24 protein-coding genes are annotated in these 25483 nt (G+C 73.2%); 13 read left to right on the top strand and 11 right to left on the bottom strand.

The window, feature by feature from the left end:
• Nucleotides 1-147 precede the first annotated feature (147 nt).
• From ACFYYW_RS38950 to ACFYYW_RS38960, 3 genes are all read left to right on the top strand, one after another.
• Entirely contained in the window at nucleotides 148-273 is a 126-nt protein-coding gene (locus tag ACFYYW_RS38950) for a hypothetical protein (RefSeq protein ID WP_387656969.1), read from the top strand.
• Nucleotides 274-334: 61 nt separating this feature from the next.
• The gene (locus ACFYYW_RS38955; protein WP_387656972.1) at nucleotides 335-1858 is read left to right on the top strand and encodes an ABC transporter transmembrane domain-containing protein; all 1524 of its coding nucleotides are present in this window, start codon (nucleotides 335-337) and stop codon (nucleotides 1856-1858) included.
• Nucleotides 1855-3582: an ABC transporter ATP-binding protein gene (locus ACFYYW_RS38960; protein WP_387656974.1), complete on the top strand. Its 1728-nt coding sequence runs from the start codon at nucleotides 1855-1857 to the stop codon at nucleotides 3580-3582. The genes ACFYYW_RS38955 and ACFYYW_RS38960 overlap by 4 nt, the downstream gene beginning before the upstream one ends.
• A gap of 51 nt (nucleotides 3583-3633) precedes the next feature.
• Here ACFYYW_RS38960 and ACFYYW_RS38965 read toward each other — a convergent pair whose 3' ends face one another.
• From ACFYYW_RS38965 to ACFYYW_RS38975, 3 genes are all read right to left on the bottom strand, one after another.
• Nucleotides 3634-4131, bottom strand: a complete 498-nt coding sequence (locus ACFYYW_RS38965) for a flavin reductase family protein (RefSeq protein ID WP_387656977.1) — start codon at nucleotides 4129-4131, stop codon at nucleotides 3634-3636.
• A complete protein-coding gene (locus tag ACFYYW_RS38970; protein ID WP_387656980.1) occupies nucleotides 4128-5351 on the bottom strand; it encodes a styrene monooxygenase/indole monooxygenase family protein in 1224 nt (407 codons plus the stop codon). Before ACFYYW_RS38970 ends, ACFYYW_RS38965 begins: the two co-directional genes overlap by 4 nt.
• Nucleotides 5352-5449: 98 nt before the next feature.
• Nucleotides 5450-6433, bottom strand: a complete 984-nt coding sequence (locus tag ACFYYW_RS38975; RefSeq protein WP_352324606.1) for an AraC family transcriptional regulator — start codon at nucleotides 6431-6433, stop codon at nucleotides 5450-5452.
• Nucleotides 6434-6576: 143 nt separating this feature from the next.
• Here ACFYYW_RS38975 and ACFYYW_RS38980 point away from each other — a divergent pair, with 143 nt between their 5' ends.
• Both ACFYYW_RS38980 and ACFYYW_RS38985 read left to right on the top strand, forming a co-directional pair.
• Nucleotides 6577-6900: a YciI family protein gene (locus ACFYYW_RS38980; protein ID WP_387656983.1), complete on the top strand. Its 324-nt coding sequence runs from the start codon at nucleotides 6577-6579 to the stop codon at nucleotides 6898-6900.
• The gene (locus tag ACFYYW_RS38985; RefSeq protein WP_387656985.1) at nucleotides 6897-8135 is read left to right on the top strand and encodes an RNA polymerase sigma factor; all 1239 of its coding nucleotides are present in this window, start codon (nucleotides 6897-6899) and stop codon (nucleotides 8133-8135) included. The genes ACFYYW_RS38980 and ACFYYW_RS38985 overlap by 4 nt, the downstream gene beginning before the upstream one ends.
• Here the strand turns inward: ACFYYW_RS38985 and ACFYYW_RS38990 are convergent, their stop codons facing one another.
• The 5 genes from ACFYYW_RS38990 to ACFYYW_RS39010 form a co-directional block, all read right to left on the bottom strand.
• A complete protein-coding gene (locus tag ACFYYW_RS38990) occupies nucleotides 8136-9467 on the bottom strand; it encodes a tetratricopeptide repeat protein (protein ID WP_387656988.1) in 1332 nt (443 codons plus the stop codon). It lies immediately after the preceding gene.
• 87 nt (nucleotides 9468-9554) lie between these two features.
• Nucleotides 9555-10298 (bottom strand): SDR family NAD(P)-dependent oxidoreductase, encoded by a 744-nt coding sequence (locus ACFYYW_RS38995; protein ID WP_387656991.1) that lies wholly within the window; start codon nucleotides 10296-10298, stop codon nucleotides 9555-9557.
• Between the two features lie 149 nt (nucleotides 10299-10447).
• On the bottom strand, nucleotides 10448-10960 hold the full coding sequence (locus tag ACFYYW_RS39000; RefSeq protein ID WP_387657348.1) for a GNAT family N-acetyltransferase: 513 nt from the start codon (nucleotides 10958-10960) through the stop codon (nucleotides 10448-10450).
• Nucleotides 10961-11049: 89 nt separating this feature from the next.
• Complete coding sequence (gene rsgA, locus ACFYYW_RS39005; RefSeq protein ID WP_387656994.1) at nucleotides 11050-12126, bottom strand: ribosome small subunit-dependent GTPase A; 1077 nt, start codon at nucleotides 12124-12126, stop codon at nucleotides 11050-11052.
• 198 nt (nucleotides 12127-12324) lie between these two features.
• Nucleotides 12325-13299: a VOC family protein gene (locus tag ACFYYW_RS39010; protein ID WP_387656997.1), complete on the bottom strand. Its 975-nt coding sequence runs from the start codon at nucleotides 13297-13299 to the stop codon at nucleotides 12325-12327.
• A gap of 115 nt (nucleotides 13300-13414) precedes the next feature.
• Between ACFYYW_RS39010 and ACFYYW_RS39015 the strand changes: the two genes are divergently transcribed.
• Together ACFYYW_RS39015 and ACFYYW_RS39020 are read left to right on the top strand one after the other, a co-directional pair.
• Nucleotides 13415-13996, top strand: coding sequence for a TetR family transcriptional regulator (locus ACFYYW_RS39015; RefSeq protein ID WP_387657000.1), 582 nt, complete (start codon nucleotides 13415-13417; stop codon nucleotides 13994-13996).
• 112 nt (nucleotides 13997-14108) lie between these two features.
• Nucleotides 14109-15602 carry an FAD-dependent monooxygenase gene (locus ACFYYW_RS39020; protein ID WP_387657002.1) on the top strand — a complete coding sequence of 498 codons (1494 nt, stop codon included), beginning with the start codon at nucleotides 14109-14111 and terminating at the stop codon, nucleotides 15600-15602.
• A gap of 4 nt (nucleotides 15603-15606) precedes the next feature.
• On the opposite strand, the gene ACFYYW_RS39025 is transcribed toward ACFYYW_RS39020, so the two are convergent.
• A complete protein-coding gene (locus ACFYYW_RS39025; RefSeq protein ID WP_387657005.1) occupies nucleotides 15607-16899 on the bottom strand; it encodes an MFS transporter in 1293 nt (430 codons plus the stop codon).
• A 59-nt stretch (nucleotides 16900-16958) separates the two neighbouring features.
• Entirely contained in the window at nucleotides 16959-17747 is a 789-nt protein-coding gene (locus ACFYYW_RS39030; RefSeq protein ID WP_387657008.1) for an MBL fold metallo-hydrolase, read from the bottom strand.
• Nucleotides 17748-17833: 86 nt separating this feature from the next.
• On the opposite strand from ACFYYW_RS39030, the gene ACFYYW_RS39035 reads away from it, so the two are divergent.
• A complete protein-coding gene (locus tag ACFYYW_RS39035) occupies nucleotides 17834-18433 on the top strand; it encodes a CGNR zinc finger domain-containing protein (RefSeq protein ID WP_352323286.1) in 600 nt (199 codons plus the stop codon).
• Nucleotides 18434-18481: 48 nt separating this feature from the next.
• Here ACFYYW_RS39035 and ACFYYW_RS39040 read toward each other — a convergent pair whose 3' ends face one another.
• Complete coding sequence (locus ACFYYW_RS39040; RefSeq protein ID WP_352323311.1) at nucleotides 18482-18877, bottom strand: RidA family protein; 396 nt, start codon at nucleotides 18875-18877, stop codon at nucleotides 18482-18484.
• Nucleotides 18878-18980: 103 nt separating this feature from the next.
• On the opposite strand from ACFYYW_RS39040, the gene ACFYYW_RS39045 reads away from it, so the two are divergent.
• From ACFYYW_RS39045 to ACFYYW_RS39065, 5 genes are all read left to right on the top strand, one after another.
• Nucleotides 18981-19988 (top strand): helix-turn-helix transcriptional regulator, encoded by a 1008-nt coding sequence (locus tag ACFYYW_RS39045; protein WP_387657010.1) that lies wholly within the window; start codon nucleotides 18981-18983, stop codon nucleotides 19986-19988.
• Nucleotides 19989-20170: 182 nt separating this feature from the next.
• On the top strand, nucleotides 20171-21628 hold the full coding sequence (gene rox / locus ACFYYW_RS39050; protein WP_387657013.1) for a rifampin monooxygenase: 1458 nt from the start codon (nucleotides 20171-20173) through the stop codon (nucleotides 21626-21628).
• A 116-nt stretch (nucleotides 21629-21744) separates the two neighbouring features.
• A complete protein-coding gene (locus ACFYYW_RS39055; RefSeq protein WP_387657016.1) occupies nucleotides 21745-22251 on the top strand; it encodes a pyridoxamine 5'-phosphate oxidase family protein in 507 nt (168 codons plus the stop codon).
• A 101-nt stretch (nucleotides 22252-22352) separates the two neighbouring features.
• Entirely contained in the window at nucleotides 22353-24200 is a 1848-nt protein-coding gene (locus ACFYYW_RS39060; protein WP_387657019.1) for a S9 family peptidase, read from the top strand.
• Nucleotides 24164-25477, top strand: coding sequence for a serine hydrolase domain-containing protein (locus tag ACFYYW_RS39065; protein ID WP_387657022.1), 1314 nt, complete (start codon nucleotides 24164-24166; stop codon nucleotides 25475-25477). Before ACFYYW_RS39060 ends, ACFYYW_RS39065 begins: the two co-directional genes overlap by 37 nt.
• The last annotated feature ends 6 nt before the right edge of the window (nucleotides 25478-25483 follow it).

Here is a 25483-nt window from a genome sequence, read left to right on the forward strand (position 1 = left end):
CGCGCGCGGGCCGCCCGGCCGGGCCCCCCCCCCCCCCCCCCCATGGCTCCGCCCCCCACATCTCGAGGCGGGGGGGGGGGGGGGGCGGCGGGGGGGCCCCCCCCCCACGCCGGGCTTCCCGGCCGTCCCACGACCGACCGCTGCTTCGTGATCGCCGACGAAGGGGTGCAGATCCGCAGGCCGGTCGCCTTCGGCCAGGATCCGCCGGACTTTCCGCCCGCGGCCATCGCGGCCCTGACCGACCTGCCGCCCTTCGACGTCGTCCAGGGCTGAGCGCCGCTACGGACAAGCCCCCGTCGGCGGGCCGGTACGGCCATGGTCTAGCGTGATCGCCATGAAGGCGGCTGCTCGGTATTTGTGCTGGTTGGCGTGGGCGCAGAAGGGCCGGGTCGTCTTAGGCGCGACGCTGGGCACCCTGTGGACGGTGGGCCTCACGCTGCCGCCGTACCTGCTGTCCAGGGCGATCGACGACGATCTGGCGCCCGGCTGGGTGCTGGCGCTGCTCGGCGCCGGCCTCGTCAACGCCTGGCTGGCGATGATGCGGCACCGTACGATGACCAAGATCCGGATGGACGCCAACTTCCGCACGGTGCGCGCCCTGGTGGAGCAGATCAACACGCTCGGCGCGGACCTGAACAGGCGCACCTCGGCAGGCGAGGTCGTGACGATCGGCATCGGCGACGTCATCACGATCGCCGCCGCGCTGACGGTGACCGGCCCCGGAGTCGGCGCCGTGATCAGCTACGGGGTGGTGGCGGCGCTGCTGCTGCAGGTCTCCGTGCTGCTGGCCGTGGTGGTGCTGCTCGGCGTGCCGGTGCTGGGGGTCGTGCTCGGGCCGCTGCTCGGGCGGTTGATGAAGGTGCAGAACGGCTACCGCGAGAGCCAGGGCAGGCTGACCGCCCGGCTGGTGGACCTGATCGAGGGGCTGCGGGTGCTCAACGCGTTCGGCGGCAAGGACGCCTACGCCGAGCGTCACCTCGCCGACTCGGCGCGCCTGCGCGAGCAGGGGTACCGGGTGGCGTCGCTGACGAGCTGGATCGGCGCGCTGGGCGTGGGGCTGCCGGCGCTGTTCCTGGCCGCGGTGACCTGGCTGGGCGCCAGGCTGGCCGCGGAAGGCACGATCACGGTGGGCGAGCTGGTCGGCGTGTACGGGTACATCGCCATGCTGGTCGTCCCGGTGTCCTTCTTCATCGAGGGCAGCTTCCAGATCAGCCACGGCCTGGTCTCCGCCCGGCGGGTCACCGACTTCCTCGCGCTGCGGCCCGGCGACCGGCCCCGCTCCACCGAACCGGAGATCACGCCGGGCAGCTTCGTGGGGCTGGTCAGCGCCCGTCCCGAGGAGAGCGTGGCGCTGCTGGAGGGCCTCGGCGGGTTCGACGGCACGTCGCTGATCGCCGATCACGACGCCGCGCTGTTCACCGGCACGCTGCGGGAGGTCCTGCAAGGCAGGGGCGAGGCCGACGACGAGACCATCCGCCGCGCGGTCGCCGTCGCCGCCGCCCAGGACGTGGTCGCCGGGCTGCGCCACGGCCTGGACTCCGTGATCGAGCCGGGTGGCCGCAACCTGTCGGGCGGCCAGCGTCAACGGGTGCGCCTGGCCAGGGCGCTGGTGGCCGATCCGGAGCTGCTGCTCGCGGTGGACCCCACCTCCGCGCTGGACGCGCACACCGAATCCCTGCTCGCCCAGCGCCTCCGTACGGCGCGCGCCGGCCGTACGACGGTCGTCGCCACCACGTCCCCGCTGCTGCTCGCCCAGGCCGACGAGGTCCTCCTGATCGAGGACGGCCGGGTGACCGCGACCGGCACCCACCGCGACCTGCTGGAATCCAGCGACGAGTACCGGGCGGTGGTGTCGTGACCCGCGACCTCCCCGTCGCCGACCGCAGGCGCGTACGGCAGGCGGCGCTGCGCCTGATCCGCCGCGACGTCCGCGGGTTCGCCGCCACCCTGCTGCTCAACGGCCTGGCGGCGGCCGCGGCCCTGGTCAGCCCGTGGCTGCTGGGCCGCATCATCGACACCATCGCCGCCGGCGGGACGATCGACCTGCTCGCCGCGGTCGCCGTGGGCGGGGCGCTGCTGCAACTCGTCCTGTCCCGATACGCCGAGCGCACCGGCACCCGGTTCAGCGAGCGCGTCCAGGAGCACATCCGCCAGGAGTTCCTCGACCGGGTGCTCGCCCTGCCCGCCGCCACCGTCGAGCACGTCCGCACCGGAGACCTGACCGCCCGCGGCACCACGGACGTCGCCGTGGTCGGGTACACCCTGCGCGACGCCGCCCCGGCCGTGCTGATCTCCGCCCTGCAGGCGCTCTTCCTCGTCGCGGCCGTCTTCCTGGTCGATCCGCTGCTGGGAGCCTGCGGTCTGGTCGCGCTCGCCGGCGTCGCGGCCGCCTCCCGCTGGTACCTGCGCCGCGCCCGCGACGCCTACCTGGAGGAGGGCGCCGCCCGCTCGGAACTGGCCGAACACCTGGCCGCGGGCGCCGCCGGCGCCCGCACCATCGAAGCCCTCAGCCTGCAGGACCGGCGCACCCGCGCCGCCGAGCGGGTGATCGAGCGCAGCCGGGTCGCCCAGCTGCGCACCCTCTTCCTGCGCGGCGTCCTCTGGCCGTCGGTGGAGGTCTCCGCCCTCCTGCCGCCGGTGCTCGTCCTGCTGCTCGGCGGCCTGCTGCTGGACGGCGGCCAGGTCACCCTCGGCGCCGTCGTCTCGTGCGTGCTGTACCTGCGCCAGCTCCAGCAGCCCGTCGAGACCATCCTCATGTGGATGGAACAGCTGCAGAGCAGCGGCGCCGCCTTCGCCCGGATCGAAGGTCTCCAGCTCCCGGCGGCGCGGACCGACGTGGCCGCCCCCGAACCCCGGGACGACCACATCGTGGCGACCGGCGTGCACTTCGCCTACGCATCCGCCGCCGACGTCGTCACCGGCGTGGACCTGACCGTGCGGCCCGGCGAGCGCCTGGCCGTCGTCGGCCCTTCCGGGGCCGGCAAGTCCACGCTCGGCAAGCTGCTGGCCGGCATCGACCGGCCCCGCCTCGGCACGGTCACCGTCGGCTCGGTCCCGGTCGCCGACCTGTCTCCCGCCCAGCTGCGCAGGCACGTCGTGCTGGTCACCCAGGAGCAGCACCTGTTCCTCGGCACCGTCCGCGACAACCTCCACCTGGCCGACCCCACGGCCGACGACAACCGGATGGAGAAGGCCCTGGCGGCGGTCGGCGCCGACTGGGTGACCTCGCTCGACGACGAGCTGGGTCCGCACGCCTCCGGCGCCCAACTGGGCCCCGACCGGGTGCAGCAGCTCGCCCTGGCCCGGGTCATCCTGGCCGACCCGCACACCGTCATCCTCGACGAGGCCACCGCCATGCTCGACCCGCGTACGGCCCGGCGCGCCGAACGGTCGCTGGCGGCGGTGCTGGACGGACGCACGGTGATCGCGATCGCGCACCGCCTGCACACGGCGCGGGACGCGGACCGGGTGGTGGTGATGGAGGGCGGCCGCGTCGTGGAGGTCGGCGCGCACGACGAGCTGGTCACGGCCGGCGGGGTCTATCAGGGGTTGTGGAACTCCTGGCACGGCTCGCGCCCTTAGCGGGCTGCCGTCCCGGGCGCGGTTCGTGGCGGTGGAGACCCCCGGCGGCCGTCACGCGTGGCTCGCCACGCGGCCCTCGCCGGCGCTCAGCTCGGGCCAGAACTCCCGGTACCGGCCGGAGTGGAAGACGAGCGGCTCGCCCCCGGCCCGCTGGTACCGTTCCACCGCTCCGACGAGGATGTGGTGGTCGCCGCCGTCGTGGACGCGCTCGGTGCGGCAGACGAAGCTGGCCAGCGTCCCGGCGAGGATCGGCAGCGGCGTGCCGAGCAGCTCCACCCCGGCGAACTTGTCGGCCGCGGGGGTGGCGAAGCGCCTGGACAGGTGGCCCTGGTCTGCGGCCAGGACGTTGACGGCGAACCGCCCGGCCCGCAGGAAGAGCGGCGCGCTGGGCGCCCGGTTCGACAGGCACCACAGCAGCAGCGCCGGATCGAGCGAGACCGAGGTGAGGGAGTTGACGGTCACGCCGGCCCGCTCCCCGTCGGCGGTGACCGTCGTGATCACCGCCACGCCGGTCGCGAACTGCCCGAAGGCCTCGCGGAGCGACCTCATGCCGTCACCCTGCCCAGATAGGTCTCGGCACGGCCGGCGTCCATGAACCACTCGGCGTAGTCGGCCGGGTCGTCGAAGCCGTTGACGAACCGGGAGGCGATCTCCGGGCGCCGGCCGGCGGCGCCCAGCAGCGCCAGGTGGTGCGGCTCGGCCGGCGCGAGCAGGGCGTTGGTCCAGTTCGTGACGTGCTGGGCCTGCGTCCAGAACAGGTCGAAGGTCTGCTCCATCCAGCCGGCGTCGAACGGCCGGTCGCCGCGTTCCACGATGGCCCGCAGGTAGGTGGCGGCGCACTTGGCGGCGTTGTTGCTGCCCTGCCCGGTGATCGGGTCGTTGAGCACCACGACGTCGGCGACGCCGAGCACCGGCGCGCCGGACGGCAGCACGGCCACCGGACGCCGCACGGTGGGGGCGAAGCGGCCGGTCAGCACCGCGCCGGCGTCGGTGAGCTCGATGCCGGCGCAGCGCTCGGCCTCCCACGGGAAGAAGGTCTCCAGGATCCGGCGGCTGCGGGCCAGGTGCTCGGCGGGGCCGCGGACGTCGCCCCAGCAGTCCATGGGGCCGTCCGGCACGCCCTCGAACACCATGATCTCGCAGGGGCCGGTGTGCGTGAGCGCGGGGAAGACGAAGTACTCGCCCACGCCGGGCAGCAGGTTGAAGCAGACCGCCGAGTGACCGGGGCGGGGGGTGAGGCCGTTGACGTAGGTGACGGCCAGCGCGCGCTGCGGGGTGGCGTAGGGGGAGCGGGCCGGGTCGCGTTCGAAGAGCGAGGCGATCTGGCCCTTGCCCGCGGCGACCAGGACCAGGTCGTAGCGGGCGGCGTAGCTCTCCAGATCGTCGGGGGTGGCGTCGTGCAGGACGAGCTTGCCGCCGAGCCGCTCGAACTCGCCCAGCCAGGCCGGCATCTTCAGCCGCTGGTCGATCGAGCGGGCGGGGACGTCCAGCCGCGCCGCCCAGTCGAGGGCCTTGCCGCCCTCCGGGCTCGGGACCGTGAGCGCGATGCCCTCGATGGGCGGGCAGACGTCGGCCCACCAGTCGAGGCCGAGCTCGCGTTCGTGGGCCTGCGCGGTGCCGAACATGGCCTGGCCGGACATCACCCGGCCGTCGCGGATGGACTCCGGGGTGCGGTTGGAGACCACGGTCACGTCGTAGCCGTGCTGGAGCAGGCCGATGGCCAGGTGGAGACCGGCCTGGCCGGCGCCGACGATGAGGATGTCGCGCATGGTGGTGTCCTTCTGGTGTGGTGTGGAGGATCTGGTCGGCGCCTGACAAGAACGGTACGGGCGGCGCGTGCGCCCGTGCCATCCGCTGAGCGCGGATCTCATCCGCCTGACGCGGGACCTCTGCGCAACGTCTCCGACGGCGGTTGCCCGTACCTCTCGCGGTACTGGGCGGCGAAGCGTCCCTGGTGCAGGAATCCCCATCGGGCGGCCACCGTGGTCACCGTGACCCTGGCCGGGTCGGCCGTCCTGAGCTCGTCGTGCACGCGGGTCAGCCGTACCTGCCTGAGGTGGGCCATCGGGGACAGCCCGAGATGCGCGCGGAACCCCTCCTGGAGGGAACGGCTGCTGACCGCGACGGCGCCGGCGATGTCGGTGGTGCTCAGCGGCAGGTGGGCGTGCCCTTCGATGAACTCCATCGCCCGGCGCACCACCTTCGGCAGCGCGGGCGGCCTGGGCGCGGTCAGCCGGTCCAGGTAGTTGGAGGGCTGCATGGTCAGCAGCAGGGTGATCAGGGCGTTCTCCAGATGCGCGACGGCCAGCGGGTGGCCGGCCAGCCCGTCGTCCCGCTCGGCCTCCCTGACCAGCAGGTCGGCCATGTCGCGCCAGGACCGGGTCCAGCCCGTCGTCAGGTCCATGCCGAGGTCGAAGACGACCGGGCCGTCGAGCGGCTCGCCGAGCATCTGCTCCAGCGCGCGTTCGATCGCCACCCGCTCGAACTTGACCAGCAACTGCGGGCAGCCGGCGGCCCAGCGCATGTCGAGGTGGCGGGTCGGCGAGGGCAGCGAGGCCAGGGACGGGGAGGAGACGACCTCCTCGTCGCCGGCGCGGATCAGGCTGCGTCCGGCGAGCGGGATCATGACCAGGAAGAACGTGTCGAGGTCGCCCGGCTCGATGTGCACGTCGGCCCCGTAGTCGAGGTAGCTCACGCGGACCGAGCCGAGCTGCACGGAGTTGAACCGGGCCGCCAGCAGGTTCGCGTCCCCGGCCAGGTCCAGCCGGTGCGGGCAGAACACCTTGGCGACCTCGCCGCGGACCTCGTCGAGGTCGGAGCTGGCGAAGACGGCACGGTTGCTGAGGAGCACACCAGATGATCGGGCGTCCCGCCCCCGGCGTTCCAGGTAAAAGTACGTACAACAGATCCGGCGGCGGTGTCGGATCGCGGCGGTCGCGTTCGTGGCAGGGGTGAGGCCGCCCGCTGCCTTGACCGACAGGAGACGATCTTCACATGCGATACCTGATCTCAGTGATCGACGACCGGACCAATTCGGCCACCCCGGAGGAGCACGCGGCGATCGACGTGTTCAACGACCGCCTCCAGGCCCAGGGCCACTGGGTCTTCGCCGGGGGCCTCGCCGCGCCCGCCACGGCCACCGTCATCGACAACCGGGGCGCGGAGGCGATGGTCACCGACGGGCCCTTCCTGGAGTCCAAGGAGTACCTCGCCGGCTTCTGGATCATCGAGGCCCCCGACCTCGACGTGGCGCTCCGGCTCGCCGCCGACGGGTCGAAGCACTGCAACCGCAGGGTCGAGGTGCGACCGTTCCTGTGACCGACGCCCGCGAGGCGGTCGCCCGGGCCCACCGCGAGGAGTGGGCCCGGGTGGTCGCCGCCCTGACCAGGCGCTTCGGTGACCTCGACATCGCCGAGGAGGCGGCCGCCGAGGCGTTCGCGACCGCCGTGGAACGGTGGCCGGCCGACGGCGTGCCGCCCAACCCGGGCGCCTGGCTGACCACCACCGCGAGCCGCAAGGCCATCGACCGGATCCGGCGCGAGAACAAGCGCGACGACAAGCACAGGAAGGCTCAGATGTCCTCCGCCGACCCACCCGAGCCTGCCGTCGCCATCGACGACGACCGGCTCCGGCTGATCTTCACCTGCTGTCATCCGGCACTGGCGATGGAGGCCCGCGTGGCGCTGACGCTCCGCCTGGTCGCCGGCCTGACCATGCCCGAGATCGCCCGCGCCTTCCTGGCGCAGGAGAGCGCCGTGGGGCAGCGGATCACCCGCGCGAAGGCCAAGATCAAGGCGGCTCGCATCCCCTACCGGGTGCCGTCCGCCGAGGATCTCCCGGCGCGCGTCTCCGGCGTGCTCGCCGTGCTGTTCCTGGTCTTCAACGAGGGCTACCTGGCCACCGGCCCCGGCACCGATCCCGTACGGCACGAGCTGACCGCCGAGGCGATCCGGCTCACCCGCCTGATCCGGGCCCTCCTGCCCGGCGACGGCGAGGTGACCGGGCTGCTGGCGCTGATGTTGCTCATCGAGGCCCGCCGCCCCGCCCGGGTCTCGGCCGGCGGCGAGCTGGTCGCGCTCGACGAGCAGGACCGCGGGGCCTGGGACGCGGCGCTGATCGCCGAGGGGCACCGGCTGGTGCGCGAGCGCCTGGCCGCGGCCGCCGCCGGGGTGGCGCCGGGCCGCTACCAGATCCTCGCGGCGATCAACGCCGTGCACACCTCCGCCCGCGACATGCGCGACACCGACTGGTCGCAGGTCCTCGCCCTCTACGACCAGCTCGTCCGCCTGGACCCCTCGCCGATCGTCGCGCTCAACCGGGCCGTCGCGGTCGCCGAGCTCGACGGGCCCGAGGTGGCGCTGGCGGCCGTCGACCGTCTCGGGCCGAGGTTGGCCGGCTACCACGCCTATCACGCCACCCGCGCCGACCTGCTGCGCCGGCTGGGCCGCGACCGGGATGCGCGAGCGGCCTACGACAGGGCCATCGAACTGGCCGGCAACACCGCCGAGACCGCCTCGCTGACCCGCCGCCGCGACCGGCTGCGGCCGGGGTGATCAGGCGGCCTTGCCGCGGACGATCCAGAGCTTCATGTCGGTGAAGTCCAGGGTGAGGTTGTAGGGCTTGAAGAAGCAGTGGGCGAAGTGGGCGATCCCATCGAAACCCGACCCGTAGGGCCAGGGCACGTTGACCGGCATGTTCGGGTCCGCCTCGCAGTAGACCCGCTGGGCGACGGCGTCGCCGAGGCGGATCTCCTCCGGATAGCAGGGGTGCGTGACGGTCGGGTGGCTGTGGGCGAACGTCTCGATCGGGCGGTCGACGTCGACCCGGACCCCCAGACGTGTGGCCACCTCTCCGGGCATGCCCGCGGCGATCTCGCCGACCCCGCCCAGGTTCACGCCCACCACCCGCGGGCCGGACCCCGCGATGCTGCCCACGCTGTGCACGTCGTGGTCACGGGCCAGCCATATCGGCAGCGGCTCGGCGCCCGCCCGCGCCGCGGCGGCGTGCGCCTTCCTGGCCGTCTCGGGGGTGCGGCGGCGCAGGATGAGGTGCCGGCCCGCGTAGTCGAACGTGGTCAGCAGGTGGTAGAAGACCCACGTGCCGATCAGGCCGTCGCTGTCGGCGCCGACGTCCGCGCCCGACTCCGTCGACGACCAGCCCACGGGGACGTTGCGCAGTTCGATGCCGCCCAGCCTGAAGGAGTCCAGCAGCCCGTAGTGCACCCAGATGGGCGTGCCCTCGAAGTCGGTCTTCTGGCTGACGACGGCCTTCAGCCCGGCCTCCTTGGCCACCGACGCGGTCAGGCTCAGGTTCGGCGCGCCGGTGTAGAACGACAGGCGCTTCGCCGGTCCGCCGTTGATCGAGGCCTCCACCAGCGGCCGCGGGTCCATCTGCAGGAACGGCACCCGGCCGACGTCGCCCTTGATCTGGTACGCGTCCCCGCTGATCGACGCGAACCACTTGGCGTAGTCCTCCGCGCCGGCCGCCTTCCAGCACGGGACGGAGAGGGCGAACTTGTCCTGCCGGATGTAGCAGTCGCCGAGCAGCTCGTTGGCCTCCTTGTCGCCGGGCGCCAGGCGGACGGCCGTCCTGAGATATTTCTCGGCCTCGGGGAACCGGTTGGACAGCAGCGCGACGTTGCCGCGCCGGCGGGCCGCGTGCAGGTTCCCCGGGTCCTTCTTCAGGATCTCCTCGTACGCGCGGCCGGCCTGCTCGAACTTCCCGGCCTTGAACAGCGCGTCGGCGTCGCCGCCGTCGGCCAGCGCCGTGGCCGCCCCGTCCAGCAGCGGCGCCGTCGCGGCGGCGCCGGCCAGCACGGCGGCCCCCCGGAACAACGAACGCCGGTCCCATCTCCCGTCATCGGCCGAAGCCTTGTCCCTTTCCATGCCCGCCAGTCAAGAGGGACGGCCGTTGCCGGGATGTATGCGTTTTTCGATACGCCCGCGATACACGAGATCGCGGCAGCTCGCCGGTCAGATCGCCAGGCCGCCGGAGACCCGCAGGTTCTGGCCGGTGATCCATTGGGCGTCGGGCCCGGCCAGGAAGGCGACGACGTTGGCGATGTCCTCCGGACGTCCGAGCCGTTGCAGCGGCGTCAGGGCCACGGTGTGCTCGATGGCCTGCTCCAGGTGCTCACCGGCGGCGGCGCGCATCATGTCCGTGTCGGTGGCGCCAGGGGAGACGCTGTTGACCGTGATGCCCCTGGGACCGAACTCGCGGGCGGCGACCGCGGTGATCGACTCCAGCGCCGCCTTGCTGGCGAAGTACAGGGCCAGGCCCGGCACCGCGCCGCTGGAGGAGATGTTGACGATCCGTCCGCCCTCGCCGAGCCGTTCGGCGGCGGCCTGCATGACGAAGAACGGGCCCTTGGTGTTGACCGCCATCACCTCGTCGAAGTCGCTCTCGACGGCGTCGCGGATGTCTCCCATCGGATTGATCGCCGCGTTGTTGACCACCACGTCCAGACCGCCCAGACACCGGTCGACCTCACCGAAGAGGTGCTTGAGGTCTTCCAGGCGCCCCTGGTCCGCCCGTACGGCGATCGCCCGACCGCCGAAGGCCGTCACCTCGGCCACCACCGCCTCGGCCGCCGCCTGGTCGCGGACGTAGGTGAACAGCACCGCCGCGCCCTCGCGGGCCAGCCGCAGCACGATCGCTCGCCCGATGCCCCGCGATCCGCCGGTGACCAGTGCGTTCTTGTTCTCCAGCGTCCCCATGTCGACTCCTCGCCGTCGGCGGCTCCCCTGATGGGAGCCGGTCACAGCGGGGTCGGAGCAGGATCGCCGGTCTCGACGTCCGCGCCGGAGAAATTTCGGCGTGCCCGGCCGTACGGCCCCCAGCGGTGCTGAGGGCCGTACGGCGCGCGTCAGACGCCGAACGCCGCCGCGTAGCGGATGACGCCGTTCGGGACCGGCCGCTCGGGATCGAGGGCGAGCGCCATCATGTACTTGTCCTCGACCTCGAACGACGGCCGGAGGCCGAACCCGGAGGCCGGGGTGAAGCCGAAACGCGGGTAGTACTCGGCGTGACCGAGCACCACCACCAGGTTCTCGCCCTGCTCACGGGCCGCGCGCAGGGCGGCGCGGATGGCGGCGGAACCCGCCCCCTGCCGCTGGTGTCCGGGCCGGACGGCGCACGGGCCCAAGGCGAGGGCGGGGGAGTCGCCGACATGGCAGCGGGTGAGCAGCGCGTATCCGGCGAGCTCGCCGCCGGGAGCCTCGGCCAGCCAGGCCAGGCCGGGCAGCCACGCCTGCGGGTCGGCCCGCAGCGCCTCGACGAGGTCGGCCTCGTGCGGGCCGGGGAAGGCCGCGAGGTTGATCTCGCGGACGGCGGCGGCGTCGGCGGCGTTCTCGGGGCGGGTGATCCAGGAAGAGGTCATGATCGGGTTCGTCTCCTTGTCCTGCTGCGGATGCGGGACCTGGCCGGTGTTCGTGGTGGACGGAATGGACGGACGGGGGATGCGGCCCGTCATGACTGCCGGTCCCGGAACCGGTAGGTGGCGCGCAGGTGACCGGTGATGGCCTTCTGGTGGTTGACGCGCTCGTCGCGCAGCCGGGCATCGGTCCGCGAGGCCGCCCAGGCGTTCTCCCGTTGCAACTTCCGGTAGCTGCTCAGGCGGCGTCCGGACAGCTCGCCCGACGCGATGGCGGCCTGGACCGCGCATCCCGGCTCGGTGTCGTGCGCGCAGTCGGCGAAACGGCAGCATGCGGCGAGCTCTTCGATCTCGGCGAAGACCTGCTCCAGGCCGTCGGCGGCGTCGTGCAGGCTGATCCCGCGCAGGCCCGGCGTGTCGATGAGGACCCCGCCGCCCGGCAGGGGGAGCAGCTCGCGGCGGACGGTGGTGTGGCGGCCCTTGCCGTCCTGCGCGCGCACCGTGCCGGTGGCCAGCAGTTCCGCGCCGAGCAGCGCGTTGCCGAGGCTGGACTTGCCCGCACCCGAGGGGCCGAGCAGCACGGTGGTGCCGTGCACCAGCGCGGCCAGCACGTCGATGTCGCGGCCGGTGGCGACGCTGGTGACGAGGACGTCCACGCCGGGGGCCAGCGCCTCGGCCTCGCCGCGGACGGCCCCCGCGTCGTGGGCCAGGTCCGCCTTGGTCAGGACGATCACCGGCTGCGCGCCGCTCTCCCAGGCCAGGGCGAGCAGCCGTTCCAGCTTGGCCGCGTCCAGGGGTGTGGCCAGGGACAGGGCGATGAGCACCGTGTCGACGTTGGCGGCGAGCACCTGTCCGTGGGAGGACCTGGACGCCGACGAACGCACGATCGCGCTGTGCCGCGGCAGCAGCGCCACCAGGTGCGGCTCGGCGCCGGGGCGCAGCGCGGCCCAGTCGCCGGTGCACGGCGTCAGGAGCGGGTCGGGCGGATGCGGCGCGGCGAACGTGGCCCGCGTCGGGCCCGCGGCGGTGACCGCCGTGCACAGGCCGCGGTCGACACGGGAGATCCGGGCCGGGACGAGGCCCGCTTCGTAGTGTTCGGTGAAGGTTCGGTCGAGTGCGCCGGTCCACCCGTACCGGGACAGGCCGGATGGATCGGTGTACGTGTGTGACAACGTGAGACCCTTGCGGAGAAGGGGCCCCGATGAGACGTGGACGTCACCCCGCCTGGTTCACGGCAGGGAGCGGAAGTGGGTCAGACCGGGGCCCGGGACGTGAGGTCGGTCCGGGCGCTGCACGGGGCAGCGGTCTTCACCGCGGTCATCGAACCTCACCTCCCTTCCACACAGATCCAGTACCGAACGAACGGCAGCCTAGCATCTCGGCCGGACCTCCTGGCGGAAGATGATCGCGGCGCCCGACGCGGCCTCGGCGGGCACGAAGATCTCCTGACGGCCGGTCACGCGTACCTGGACGTCGTTGTCGCGCAGAAGCTGCCGCGTGGCGGTGAGGTCACGCACCGACACCGTGCAGGCGACGAACGCGGGCAGGGCCGCAGGCTGCTCACCAGGCAGCAGGTCGCCGAGCGTCGAGGCGGTGACGACGGTGACGGCTGCCCGATCGAAGACGTGCGGCCGACCGTCGCGCGCCTGGCCGAAGTAGGTGGCATAACGCCGCGTCAGCGCCGGGAGCACCTCGTCGGCGACGCACAGCACACATTCGACCAGCCCGGTGGCGCCGTTGGGGTGGACGGCGTGCGGCTGGACGCCGCCCGGTCGGGCCGGCGCGTTCTCGGCGAATCCGATCCTGCCTTCCGGCACGCGCCCGGCGGGCAGGCCGGGTGCGGAGATCTCCAGGTACCGGACCGGTTCCATCGTGGTGCCGGTGCGGGTCTCGACGGGGCGCTGCACGGCGTGCACGCCGGCATGGTCGACGCCGGCCGCGGTCAGCCCGGCGGCGATGACGTCGATGTCCGGCGTGTCGGCGATCATGATGTGCAGGCCCTGGAACCGCTGCAGGAACGACGCGATGTTGGCGGTGGTGGCGTCGATGGCGGCCAGCAGTCCGGGCAGCCTGTCGTCGGGCACGCGCAGCGGGATCGGCCGGGCTTCGCCGGGCAGGCGGCCGGCGTCGTCGAGCACGGCCACCAGCTCGATGAAGTTGCGCGGGAACTGCACGTGCGCGTTGGCCACGCCGAACGGCTCGGCGGCTCCTCCGGCGACCCGCGGCAGCAGGGGGTAGGTGGGTGCGGCGACGGTGAAACCGAGTCGGCGGTAGGTGTTCATGGCCCGGGTCATGTCGTCCACGATGTGGCCCACGTGGTGCAGGCCGGTGATGTCGTCGCCCATGGTGAAGAGCCTCCAGGCGTGCGGTGCCGGGGTCGGTTCGCCCCGATCGGAGCTTTTGAGAGTACACTGTCTTTAGATAGTAAGCTCTCATTATTGCTTCGCTAGAGTGTCCCGCATGGGAGAGGGCGGGTTGCGCGAACGCAAGAAGGCCAGGACACGGGAGACGATCCTGCGCGAGGCGTTCAGGCTCTTTCGTGAGCACGGCTACCACGCCACCACCACCGAGATGATCGCCGAGGCCGCTGAGGTCTCTCCGGCCACCTTCTTCCGCTACTTCCCGACCAAGGAGCATCTGGTCGTCCTCGACCGCTTCCCGCCGCTCACCGAGGCGCTGGCCGCTCAGCCGCCAGGCGCCCCCGTCCCCCTGCTGCGGGGCGCGTTCCGCGCCGCCTTCGCCGCCCTGTCGCCGGAGGAGATCGCCGCCGGGCGCGCCCGGGAGGTGTTCGCGGTCACCGTGCCTGAACTGCTGGCCGCCAACCTGCGCAGGAGCCCCGGCTTGATCGCGGAGGTGCGTCGGCTCGTGGCGGACAAGGCCGGCTGTGCTCCTGACGACCCGCGCGTACGCGACGCGGTCGGCGCGGTCTTCGGGATCGTGGCCATGGTCTGGATGCAGTGGGCCCACGATCCCGGCCTGGACGGCCCGGCCGAGATCGACACGGCACTGGCACACCTGGAAGCCGGCCTGAACCGCACGTAGCCCGGTCAGCGGCGCGGGTGACTATCGTTGCGGGAACCGGCACCCTCGCCGTTACCGTCTGCGCAGTGGTCGGCGGCCTCATCGCCGATCCCTGTCGAACGGAGCATCCGTGATGAACGTCGATGTGATCGTCGTCGGAGCCGGGCCGACCGGGCTCATGCTCGCCGCAGAGCTGGGCCTGGCGGGGGTGGCGGCCGTGGTCGTCGAACGGCTTCCCCGGCGCAGCGGGCAGTCCAAGGCGCTCGGGATCCAGCCACGCTCCGCGGAGGCGCTGGAGTTACGCGGCCTCCTCGAACCCCTCATGGACCGGGCGATCCAGCGGGTGCCCGGCGGGCATTTCGCCGGGCTTCGACTGGACTACACCGCCTGGGACACCCGGCATCCGTACTCGATCGGCATCCCCCAAGGGCGCGTCGAGGCGCTGCTGGAGGAGCGGCTCGGCGAGCTGGGCGTCCGGGTCCTGCGCGGGCACGAGGTGACCGCACTGTCGCAGGACGCCGAGAAGGTCGAGGCGACCCTGCTCGGCCCGGCGGGCGGCGAGTCACGGCTCACGGCGCGTTACCTGGTGGGCTGCGACGGCGGCCGCAGCACCGTCCGCGAGCTGCTGGGCGTCGGCTTTCCCGGCCTGGACGGCAAGCTCCTCTCGGTGGTCGCCGACATCACGATCTCCGACCCGGACGGCGCCGTGCCGGAGACCTGGACCCTGCCCGTCATGACGCCCGACAAGACCGGCAAGGGCTACATCGCGCCCATCGGCGATGGCGTGCACCGGTTCCTGTTCTACGGGGCCGAGCAGCAGGCGCTGTCCCGCGACACCCCGATCACCGAGGAGGAGGTGCAGCGGGCGCTGCGCAACGAGTTCGGCCCGGGGGTGCGGCTGACGGGCGTGCGGTGGGCGTCCCGGTTCACCGACGCCTCGCGCCAGGTCGAACGGTACCGCCACGGCCGGATCCTGCTCGCCGGGGACGCTGCGCACATCCACTCGCCCATGGGCGGGCAGGGGCTCAACCTCGGGCTGCAGGACGCGTTCAACCTGGGATGGAAGCTGGCGGCCGAGATCGGCGGGTGGGCGCACGAGGGGCTGCTCGACACCTACCACGCCGAACGGCATCCGGTCGCCGCGCGCGTCCTGGCCAACACCCGGGCGCAGGCCGTGCTGATCGTGCCCGAGGAGGAGAACCTGGCCCTGCGGGACATCGTCGAGCAGCTCGTACGGGTGCCCGAGGCCAACCGGATCGTCGCCGGCATGATCTCGGGGCTGGACATCCGCTACGACCTGCCCGGCCGGAACCACCACCTGCTGGGACGCCGCGTCCCCGACCTCGACCTGGTGACGTCGTCCGGGCCCGGCCGGGTGGCGGGGCTGCTGCGCGACGGCCGCGGCCTGCTGCTGACGACCGCCGACGAGGCGGCGTTCGCCCGGGCCGCCGGGCCCTGGTCGGCCAGGATCGGCCGGGTGCACGGGAAGGCGGAGCTCGGGGCGGACGCCGTCCTGGTACGGCCCGACGGCTACGTCTGCTGGGCCGGTTCCGTCGCCGACGTCTCAGGCCTCATCGACGCCCTGACGCGCTGGGCGGGCGCTCCCGCCGCCGGTGGACGTCCCTGAACGATCACCGGTCGCGCGCGGCGCTGACGGCCACGGGCACGATGGCCAGCGCGAGAACGCCGCCGCCGACGGCGAGGAGCGGGTAACCGGCGATCTCGACGACGAGGCCCGAGGCCATGCCCCCGGCGGCGCCGGCGATCGCGATGGAGACGTCGACCCAGCCCTGCGTCCTGGCGCGGGTGGCCGGCGGGACGGCGTCGGTGATGATCGCGGTGCCGGTGACGAGACCGAGGTTCCAGCCCAGCCCCAGCAGCGCGAGGGCCACCGCGTACGCGGCGACGGAGTCGTCGGGGGCGAGGGCGGCGAGCGCTCCGGCGGCCAGCAGGACCAGCCCGGAGGCGGCGGCGACCGCGAGCGGGCCGTGGCGGTCGACGAGCCGGCCGGTCAGCGGCGAGGGCAGGTACATCGCGCCGATGTGGATCGCGATGACCAGGCCGGACGCGGCGGCGCCGGAGCCGCTGTCGTGCATGTGGACCGGCGTCATGGTCATGATCGCGACCATGACGGCCTGGGTGAGCACCATGACCAGCACCCCGGCCGGCACGCCGGGGCGGCGCCTCGCGGCGTCCGCACGCGGCCGTCCCGCGGCGTCGTCCGGCGCGCCGGTGGGGTCGGCGGTGGGGTCGGCGGTGGGGTCGGCGGTGGGGTCGGCTTCGAGTGCGCGGGCCAGCAGCAGCGGGTCGGGGCGCAGCCAGACGGCCAGGACGAGGGCGGCCAGGGCGTAGGCGGCGCCGGCGAGCAGGAACGGCCCGGCCAGGTACGGGATGCCGAGGACGGCCGCGAGGCCGCCGGTGGGCGCGGCGAGGTTGGGCCCTGCCACGCCGCCCAGGGTGGTGGCGACCAGCACGGTGGACACCGCGCCCGCCCGGCGCGCGGGGGCGGCCAGGTCGGCCCCGGCGTAGCGGGCCTGGAGGTTCGTGGCGGTGCCGGCGCCGTACAGGAAGAGCGAGAGGAACAGCAGGACGGGGTGGCCGGCGACGGCGGCGACGATGACGCCGCCGCTGCCGACGGCCCCGGCGAGATACCCCACGGCCAGGCCGGGGCGGCGGCCGCGGGCCTGGGAGAGGCGCCCGACGGCGACGGCCGCCAGGGCGGACCCGGCGGTGCCCACGGCACTGGGCAGCCCCGCCAGGCCGGTGGAGCCGAGCATGTCCTGGGCGAGCAGCGCGCCGACGGTCACGCCGGCCGCCAGCCCGAGCCCGCTGAGCACCTGGGCGATGACCAGGACGGTCAGTGAGCGGCGCTGCGCCTCGACGCGCGGGACGTGGTCTGCCCGGACGGGCACGTTGGTCGTCACGAGTGAGTTCTTTCGAAGAGGGGTCGCATCGGCGGCGTGGCCAGGGCCCGCGGGCGTGCTCAGGGTCGGTCGCCCAGGTCGAGGCGGTCGAGCAGGCCGCCGGCGGCGAAGGCGGCCACCAGGTCGTCACGGCCCTCGGTGAAGTGGGCCCAGCTGTCGTAGTGCACGGGCACCACCCGGCGGGCGCCGAGGATCCCGGCCGCCTCCACGGCCTGCGCGCTGTCGAGCACGATCAGCCGCCCGTCGAACAGGACGGAGAACCGGGGCCCACCGGCGAAGAGCACGGCGGTGTCCACCGGGCCGAACCGGTCGGCGATCTCCCGGACCGCGTCCAGGGAGGCGTTGTCGCCGCTGACGTACACCGTGGGCAGGCCCTCCCCGGTCAGGACGAACCCGACGACCTGGCCGGTGATCGGTTCGACCTCCTCGCGCGGGCCGGGGCCGTGCACCGCGGGCACACCGGTGACGGTGATCGTGCCGCCGTCGCGGCGGTCCAGCTCGACCGACTCCCAGTCGGCCAAGCCCCTGGCCCCGCCGCCCAGGCGTTGCCCGCCGCCGGGGGTGGTGAGCGTGAGCGGGACGTCGGCCAGCAGCGCGCGGCCCGCATGGTCCAGGTTGTCGGGGTGCTCGTCGTGGGAGAGCAGGACCACGTCGATGCGGCCGAGGTCGGCGGGCGTGGCGGACGGGGGAGCCGTCTTGGTCAGCCGGCCGCCCGGCACGTGGTACTCGCCGGGCGCGTCGAAGGTCGGGTCGGTCAGGAAGCGCAGGCCGCCGTACTCGAAGAGGGCGGTGGGACCGCCCAGGACGCGGACGGGGATCTGCTCGATGGGCGCGCCGGAACTGGCCATGCGAATACCTCACGGATGGGAAGTGGTTTATCCGTGATGACCGTAACGGTGTCTCACGGACGAGCGCAAGCCGTACCATGAGAGACATGAGCGAGACGCCGACCGCCGAGTCCGTGCTGCCGCCCGCGCCGGGGGCGGAGGACTACCTCGCCCTCGACTTCGTCAACAGCGCCATCGCGCTGCCCGGCGGGCAGTTCGTCGACCTCCTCGGCACGCCCGCGGCGACGAATCGGTGGCTCGCCGAACGCGGCCTCGCGCCGGCCGACGCCGGGGTGCAGGAGATGTGCGCGACGCAGCTGCGCTCGCTGCGCGAGCACGTCAGGGCGTTGTTCAGCGCGCGGGTCGCGGGGCTGCCCGTCCTGCCCACCGCCCTGTCCGCCGTCAACGACGCGCTGAGCAAGGCCCCCACCGCCGCCCTGCTGTACTGGGACGAGAAGAACGGCCCCTACCGCGCGACGCCGTGCCCCACCAACGAGATCCTCGACCGCGCCCTCGCGACCCTGGCCGCCAACACCGCCGACCTGCTCACCGGCCCCGACGCCGAACGCCTCACCAGCTGCGGATCTCCGCCCTGCAACCGCTACCTGCTGCGGCACGGCCGCCGCCACTGGTGCTCCACGCGGTGCGGCGACCGCGCCCGCGCCGCCCGCGCCTACGCCCGGCGCACCCAGCCCACTCCTGGCTGACCGTCCCGCGCGGGTGTGGCGGGGGCGGCGGAGCGCGGCGCGGTCGCGTCAGGCGACCGCGGTGCCCTCCAGCTCGACCATCAAGGTGGGGATCGCCAGCCGGGTCACGCCGAGCATCGTGGTGGCGGGCGCCGCCCCGGCGGCCCCCAGCCGCGCCGCCAGCACGCCGTAGTGCTGGAAGAGCAGATCCACGTCCGTGGTGTAGACGTTGAGCCGGACGAGGTCCGCCAACGACATGCCGGCCTTGCCGAGGACGGCGTCCAGGTTGTCCAGGCTCAGCGCCAGCTGCGCCGCCATGTCACCGTCATGCCGGGGCGTGCCGTCGTCGCCCATCGCGGTCTGCCCGGAGCAGTACAGGGTGCGGGTCTGCCCGGAGACCAGCTCGCCCTGGTTGAATCCCATCTCGACCGACCAGGTGACCGGGTTGATCGCCGTTCGTTGCAGTGTCATGCCGGCTCCGTTCGATGTCAGGTTCTTCGACGTCATGGTGATCAGCCTCCCAACGAATCACGACATCCTGTGTCGTGTATCTCGATAGGGTTTTCGCATGCGTGCCGACCGGCTGGTCTCCCTGGTGCTGCTGCTGCGGCAACACGGACGGCTGTCCGCGACCACCCTCGCCCGCGAGCTGGAGGTGTCCACCCGCACGGTGCTGCGCGACATCGAGGCGCTGTCCGCGGCGGGCGTCCCGGTCTATGCCGAACGCGGCCGGCACGGCGGCTTCGCGTTGTTGCCCGGCTTCCGGACCGAGCTCACCGGCCTCAACCCCGACGAGGCGCTCGCCCTGCTGGTCGCCGGGTCGCGGCGCGGCGCGCAGGCGTTCGGCCTCGGCTCGGCGCTCGCCTCGGCGATGCTCAAGGTGGTCGACGCGCTCCCCGACAGCTACCGGGACACCGCGGCCGGCGCGGCCGAGCGGCTGCTCATCGACCCCGAGACCGACCTGCTGTCCCGCCGGCCGGCCGCCGAGGAGGTTCCCGACGCCGTGGCGGCCGAGGTCCTGCGCGCGGTCTTCGCCGGACGCAAGCTGGAGATCCACTACGCGCCCTTCGGCGGAACGCCCGAGTGGCGGACGGTCGACCCGATCGGCCTGGTCACCATCCGCGACCGGGGCTACCTGCTGGCGACGAGGTCGGGGGCCGACCGCACCTACCGGCTGTCGCGCGTCCAGGCCGCCAGGGCGCTCCCCGAACCCGCGCAGCGGCCCGACCGGGTCGACCTGGACCGGGCCTGGCAGGAGCGCAGCACCCGGTTCCGCACCGGCGGCGACCAGGTCACCGTGACGGTACGGATGGCCCCGAGGCGGCGGGAGGAGCTGCTGGGCACCGCGCTGGCCGTCCTCGCCGAGGAGGCCGGCCCCGACGGCCTGCTGCGGCTGGAGGTCACCTTCCAGGACGACAGGCACGCCGTCTGGGCGTTGTGGCAGCTCGGCACGGACGCCGAGGCCCTGTCCCCGCAGTGGTTGCGCGACTCCCTGCACGCCCGCGCGACCACGCTCGCCGCCCGCTACCAGGACCCCGCCGCGGAGCCGGCCGCCCGCCGCGAGGAGCCCGCGTGAAAACCCGTTGGCGGCGTGCGGCGGCCACTGCTAGTTTGCCGGTGGCCGTGCGAGAGACCGAGGAGGTGGTACCCGTGGACACAACGACGACATGGGTGCTCCCCCTGGGGGTCACGGTCGGCGACTGAGACAGGTGTCGCCGGGAGCGCCACGCCAGCAGGCACTCCCGAAAGGCACCAACCATGCATTCTCCGCAGCCCACCGCAGCACCCCTCGCCTACGACGTGGTCATCGCCGGATGCGGGCCGACCGGCGCGATGCTCGCCGCCGAACTGCGGCTGCACGACGTACGGGTCCTCGTCCTGGAGAAGGAGACCGAGCCCAAGTCGTTCGTCCGCATCGTCGGGCTGCATATTCGCAGCCTCGAACTGATGGCGATGCGCGGCCTGCTGGAGCGCGTGCTCCGGCACGGCCGGCGGCGTCCGGCCGCCGGTTTCTTCGCCGCCATCGACAAGCCCGCGCCCAAGGGCCTGGATTCCGCGCACGCCTACATGGTGGGCATCCCGCAGCCGGTCATCGAGCGGCTGCTCGAAGAGCACGCGCTCGAACTGGGCGCGCACGTCCGGCACGGTCAGGCGGTGACCGGCCTCGACCAGGACGACGAGGGCGTGACCGTCGAACTGGCCGACGGGGAACGGGTGCGTGCCCGCTACCTCGTCGGCTGCGACGGGGCGCGCAGCACGGTGCGCAAACTGCTCGGCGTCGGTTTCCCCGGCGAACCCTCGCGGACCGGGACGCTGATGGGCGAGATGGAGGCGGGCGTACCGGCCGAAGAGATCGCCGCCACGATCGCCGGGCTGCGCGAGAAGCCCCAGCCGTTCTGGGTGCGGCCCTTCGGCCAGGGGATCTACAGCGTCGTCGTGCCCGCGGCCGAGGCCGGCGACCGCGCGGAGCCGCCCACCCTCGACGAGTTCAGGCGACAGCTGCGCGCGGTCGCAGGAAGCGACTTCGGCGTGCACTCCCCGCGCTGGTTGTCCCGCTTCGGTGACGCCACCCGGCTGGCCGAGCGGTACCGGGCCGGGCGGGTGCTGCTGGCCGGCGACGCGGCGCACATCCACCCGCCCATCGGCGGACAGGGCCTGAACCTGGGCGTTCAGGACGCCGTCAACCTCGGCTGGAAACTGGCCGCGCAGATCCGCGGCTGGGCGCCGGACCCGCTCCTGGACACCTACCAGGCCGAACGCCGCCCGGTCGCGGCGGACGTGCTGGACAACACCCGCGCCCAGACGGAACTGCTGTCCGCCGGACCGGGCCCGCGGGCCGTGCGCAGGCTGCTCACCGAGCTGATGGACTTCGACGAGGTGAACCGGCACCTGATCGAGAAGATCACCGCGCTCGGCGTCCGCTACGACTTCGGCGAGGGCCCCGACCTGCTCGGCCGCCGCCTGCGCGACATCGAGGTGAAACAGGGCCGCCTCTACGATCTGCTGCGCCGCGGCCGCGGCCTGCTGCTGGACCGCACCGAACGCCTGACCCCCGGCGGCTGGTCGGACCGGGTGGACCACCTCGCGGATCCCGGTGCGGCCCTCGACGTCCCGTGCGTGCTGCTGCGTCCGGACGGCCACGTCGCCTGGGTCGGCGACGACCAGCGGGATCTGGACGGGCACCTGTCCCGCTGGTTCGGCACGCCCGCCGGCTGACGTCCCCGCCACGAACCAGGTCCGCCGCCGAAAAATTGTTCGGCGGCGGATGTCGAGAACCCTCAGGCGGCTCCGTCCCAGGACCGGAACACGAAGACGACCCTGAAGGGACGACCATGCGAACGCACGAGATCACCGAGATCCTGGACCGGCCGATCAGCCGGGAGCTGCTGGCCCGCGACCTGACCCGGCTGGCGTACGTGGCCAAGGACGGCACGCCGCGGAACATCCCCATCTCCTTCACCTGGAACGGCTCGCAGATCGTCATGTGCACCACGAAAAACGCCCCCAAGCTCCCGGCCCTGCGCCAGAACCCGACGGTCGCCCTGACGATCGACACCGAGGTGCACCCGCCCAAGATCCTGCTGATCCGCGGCCGGGCCGAACTGGACGTCGTGGACGGCATCCCGGAGGAGTTCCTCCAGATGAACGGCTCGTACGAGATGACGGCCGAGCAGCGGGTCGAGTGGGAGGCCGAGGTCCGCTCGCTCTACGACGGCATGGTCCGCATCGTCGTCACCCCGACGTGGGTGAAGCTGATCGACTTCGAGACGACCCTGCCCAGCGCGGTCGAGGAGCTGATCAGGGAGCGGGCCGAGCGCGAGAAGGCCACGACGCGGTAGGCGGGCGGCCCGGGGGCGCTTTGGCCCCGGGCACAAGGTCTCAGACGCTATTCGTCGTCCACGATGAAGAGGACTGCGGCGGCCTGGCCTAGCGTTCGGTCATGCGCCGCCTCTCCCTCGACGACCTGTACGGCCTGGCCGTACCCGGTGACCCACAGCTGCGTCCGGACGGCTCCGCCGTCGCCTACACCCTGACGACCGCGGACCGCGAGTCCGACGCCAACGTGACCGAGATCTGGCTGGCCACCCCGGGCGCCGCCCCGCGAAGGCTGGCGACCGGCGCGGCCCCCCGCTGGTCGCCCGACGGCCGCACCCTCGCCTTCCTGCGCCCGGCCGGCGGGCCGCCGCAGATCCACCTGCTGCCCATGGACGGCGGCGAGCCGCGCGTCCTCACCTCCGCGCCGCTGGGCGCCGGGGTGCCCGTCTGGTCGCCCGACGGTACCCGCATCGCCTACGCCGGGCCGTCCGGCGAGGTGGACCCGAACGCGCCGATCGTCATCGACACGCTGGAGTACAAGGCCGACGGCGCCGGGCTGCTGTGCGGCCTGACCACGCACCTGTTCGTCATCGACGTCGAGGACGGCGCCTCCGTGCAGGTGACCTCGGGCGACTTCCACGCCGGCGCGCCCGCCTGGTCCCCGGACGGCGGCCTGCTGGCCTTCACCGCCGGCCTGGACCCCGACCGCGACCTGGACATCTGCGGCGGCCTCTACCTGGTCGAGCCCAAGCAGGACGGCGCGCTCGAACGCGCGGGCGGCGACGGCGTGATCTGCATGGGCGTCTGGTGGCTGGGCGGCCGCTGGATCGTGGCCGGTTACCGCGGCGTGCCCGAGGGCCACACCCGCCTGTTCGCCCTCGAAGGGGACGACTTCGCCGAGATCGAGACCGGCCTCGACCGCAACGTGATGATCGGCGCGCCCGGCTACCCGGGGGCGACGCCCGCGATGAACGGCGACGACCTGCTGTTCTGCGTCCGCGACCGCGGATTCACCCACCTGTACCGGCTGCCGCCCGGCGGCGTCGCCGAGCGGATCGTGGACGAGGACCGGAACGTGGCCGGCGTCAGCGTCGCGGCCGGACGGGTGGCCTACGTCGCCTCCACGCCGCGCAGCGCCGGTGACGTCTACCTCGACGGCGCGGCTCTCACCGACCACGCCCCCGAGGGCGTCGAGCTGTTCCAGGCGCGCAGCCGCACCTTCACCGCCCCCGACGGCACGCCGGTCGAGGCGTTCGTGCTGCGCGACGAGACGCTGACCGAGCCGGGCCCGCTGCTGCTGGACATCCACGGCGGCCCGCACAACGCCTGGGCGCCCGTCTTCGACGGCGTGCACCTCTACCACCAGGCGCTCGCCGCGCAGGGCTGGACCGTCCTGCTGGTGAACCCGCGGGCCAGCGACGGGTACGGCGAGGCGTTCTACAACGCCGGGCTCGGCGCCTGGGGCCTGGCGGACGAGGACGACTTCCTCACCCCGCTCGACGTCCTGGTCGAGGAGGGCGTCGCCGACCCCGCCCGGCTGGCGGTCACCGGCTACAGCTACGGCGGCTACATGACCTGCTGGCTCACCGGCAGGACCGGGCGGTTCGCCGCGGCCGTCCCCGGCGGGGTCGTGGTCGACCTGCGCAGCATGGCCGGCACCGCCGACCTCGGCCACTTCCTGGCCAAGCACGAGGTCAGGGACGAGTTCGTCGAGCAGTCGCCGATCACCTACGCCGGCGACGTCGTCACCCCGACGCTGATCCTGCACGGCGGGTCGGACGACCGCTGCCCGATCGGCCAGGCCGAGCAGTGGTTCGAGGCGCTGCGTGAGCGCCGGGTGCCGGTCCGCCTGGTCCGGTATCCCGGTGGTTCACACCTGTTCATCCTCAACGGACGCCCTTCACACCGTTTCGACTACAACGAAAGGATCCTCGCGTGGCTGGATCAATGGGTCAGCGTCTCGCCGAACTGATCGAGAAGTACGAGGTCCCGGGCGCGGCGCTCGCCTACCTGCACAACGGGGAGCTGCACGAGTTCGCCGCGGGCGTGCTCAACGTCGACACCGGCGTGGAGGCGACCCCCGACTCCCTGTTCCAGATCGGCTCGGTCTCCAAGGTCTGGACGGCCACCCTGCTCATGCAGCAGGTCGAGCGCGGCCGGCTGACCCTGGACACCCCGGTCGCCGACCTGCTGCCCGGTTTCCGGGTCGCCGACGCCGAGGTGACCAAGACCGTCACGGTCCGGCACCTGCTGTCGCACACCAGCGGCATCGACGGCGACCTGTTCCTCGACACCGGCCGCGGCGACGACTGCATCCAGAAGTACGTCGAGGCCTGCGCCGACCTGGCGCAGAACCACCCGCTCGGCGCCACCCAGTCCTACTGCAACTCCGGCTTCGTCATCGCCGGGCGCATCCTGGAGGTGCTGGAGGGCAAGACCTGGGACGAGGTGCTGCGCGAGAACATCTGCGAGCCGCTCGGCCTGACCCACACCTGGACGCTCCCGGAGGACGTGCTGCGCTTCCGCGCCGCGCACGGCCACGTCGAGGACGGCAAGGCGGCCCCGGTGTGGGGCCTCATGCGCTCGTGCGGCCCGGCCGGCCTCATCTGCGCCCGTCCGCGTGACGTGGTCGCCTTCGGCCGCGCCCACCTGGAGGGCGGCCTGCTGGACGACCCGCGGGCGATGTGGGAGCCGCAGGTCGACATCCCCAACCCGCACACCCTGGGCAGGCAGTGGGGCATCGGCTGGATCCTCGACGAGTGGTCCGGCCACCGCGTCATCTCGCACGGCGGCAACACCATCGGCCAGCACGCCATGCTCTGGGTCGTGCCCGACACCGGCACCGTCGTGTGCGTGACCACCAACGGCGGCCACAGCGGCGCCCTCACCCACGCCGTGGCCACCGAGCTGTTCGCCGAGCTCGACGGCCTGGCCGTGCCGCCGGTGCTCGGCCCGCCGGAGACCCCCGTGCAGGTGGACGTCGAGCGGTACGCCGGCGTCTACGAGCGGGTCGGCGCGCGCATGACCGCCAGCGTGCACGACGGCGCGCTCAGGTTGCGCGTCGAGGCGACGGGCGCGCTCGCCGCCCTGCAGGAGCCGTTCGACCTCGACCTCGTCGCCGTCGACGACGTCACCTTCGTCGGCCGCCGCGAGGGCGACCCCGACTGGGTCTCGGGCGTGTTCTACCAGCTCGACGACGGTTCGCCCTACTTCCACCTCGGCGTCCGCGCCACCCCCAAGATCGCCTGAGGAGAC

It is taken from the genome of Nonomuraea sp. NPDC001831, assembly GCF_042892035.1.
Taxonomy (GTDB): domain Bacteria; phylum Actinomycetota; class Actinomycetes; order Streptosporangiales; family Streptosporangiaceae; genus Nonomuraea.

Excerpts from the sequence above, each read along its gene's own strand:
- ACFYYW_RS39030 (WP_387657008.1), bottom strand. The coding sequence starts at position 17,747 with ATGGCCAGTTCCGGCGCGCCCATCGAGCAGATCCCCGTCCGCGTCCTG.
- ACFYYW_RS38955 (WP_387656972.1), top strand. The coding sequence starts at position 335 with ATGAAGGCGGCTGCTCGGTATTTGTGCTGGTTGGCGTGGGCGCAGAAG.
- ACFYYW_RS39015 (WP_387657000.1), top strand. The coding sequence starts at position 13,415 with ATGGGAGAGGGCGGGTTGCGCGAACGCAAGAAGGCCAGGACACGGGAG.
- ACFYYW_RS39035 (WP_352323286.1), top strand. The coding sequence starts at position 17,834 with ATGAGCGAGACGCCGACCGCCGAGTCCGTGCTGCCGCCCGCGCCGGGG.
- ACFYYW_RS39060 (WP_387657019.1), top strand. The coding sequence starts at position 22,353 with ATGCGCCGCCTCTCCCTCGACGACCTGTACGGCCTGGCCGTACCCGGT.
- ACFYYW_RS39000 (WP_387657348.1), bottom strand. The coding sequence starts at position 10,960 with ATGACCTCTTCCTGGATCACCCGCCCCGAGAACGCCGCCGACGCCGCC.
- ACFYYW_RS38995 (WP_387656991.1), bottom strand. The coding sequence starts at position 10,298 with ATGGGGACGCTGGAGAACAAGAACGCACTGGTCACCGGCGGATCGCGG.
- ACFYYW_RS39045 (WP_387657010.1), top strand. The coding sequence starts at position 18,981 with ATGCGTGCCGACCGGCTGGTCTCCCTGGTGCTGCTGCTGCGGCAACAC.
- rox (WP_387657013.1), top strand. The coding sequence starts at position 20,171 with ATGCATTCTCCGCAGCCCACCGCAGCACCCCTCGCCTACGACGTGGTC.
- ACFYYW_RS38965 (WP_387656977.1), bottom strand. The coding sequence starts at position 4,131 with ATGAGGTCGCTCCGCGAGGCCTTCGGGCAGTTCGCGACCGGCGTGGCG.
- ACFYYW_RS38970 (WP_387656980.1), bottom strand. The coding sequence starts at position 5,351 with ATGCGCGACATCCTCATCGTCGGCGCCGGCCAGGCCGGTCTCCACCTG.
- ACFYYW_RS39055 (WP_387657016.1), top strand. The coding sequence starts at position 21,745 with ATGCGAACGCACGAGATCACCGAGATCCTGGACCGGCCGATCAGCCGG.
- ACFYYW_RS38990 (WP_387656988.1), bottom strand. The coding sequence starts at position 9,467 with ATGGAAAGGGACAAGGCTTCGGCCGATGACGGGAGATGGGACCGGCGT.
- ACFYYW_RS39020 (WP_387657002.1), top strand. The coding sequence starts at position 14,109 with ATGAACGTCGATGTGATCGTCGTCGGAGCCGGGCCGACCGGGCTCATG.
- ACFYYW_RS39010 (WP_387656997.1), bottom strand. The coding sequence starts at position 13,299 with ATGGGCGACGACATCACCGGCCTGCACCACGTGGGCCACATCGTGGAC.
- ACFYYW_RS38980 (WP_387656983.1), top strand. The coding sequence starts at position 6,577 with ATGCGATACCTGATCTCAGTGATCGACGACCGGACCAATTCGGCCACC.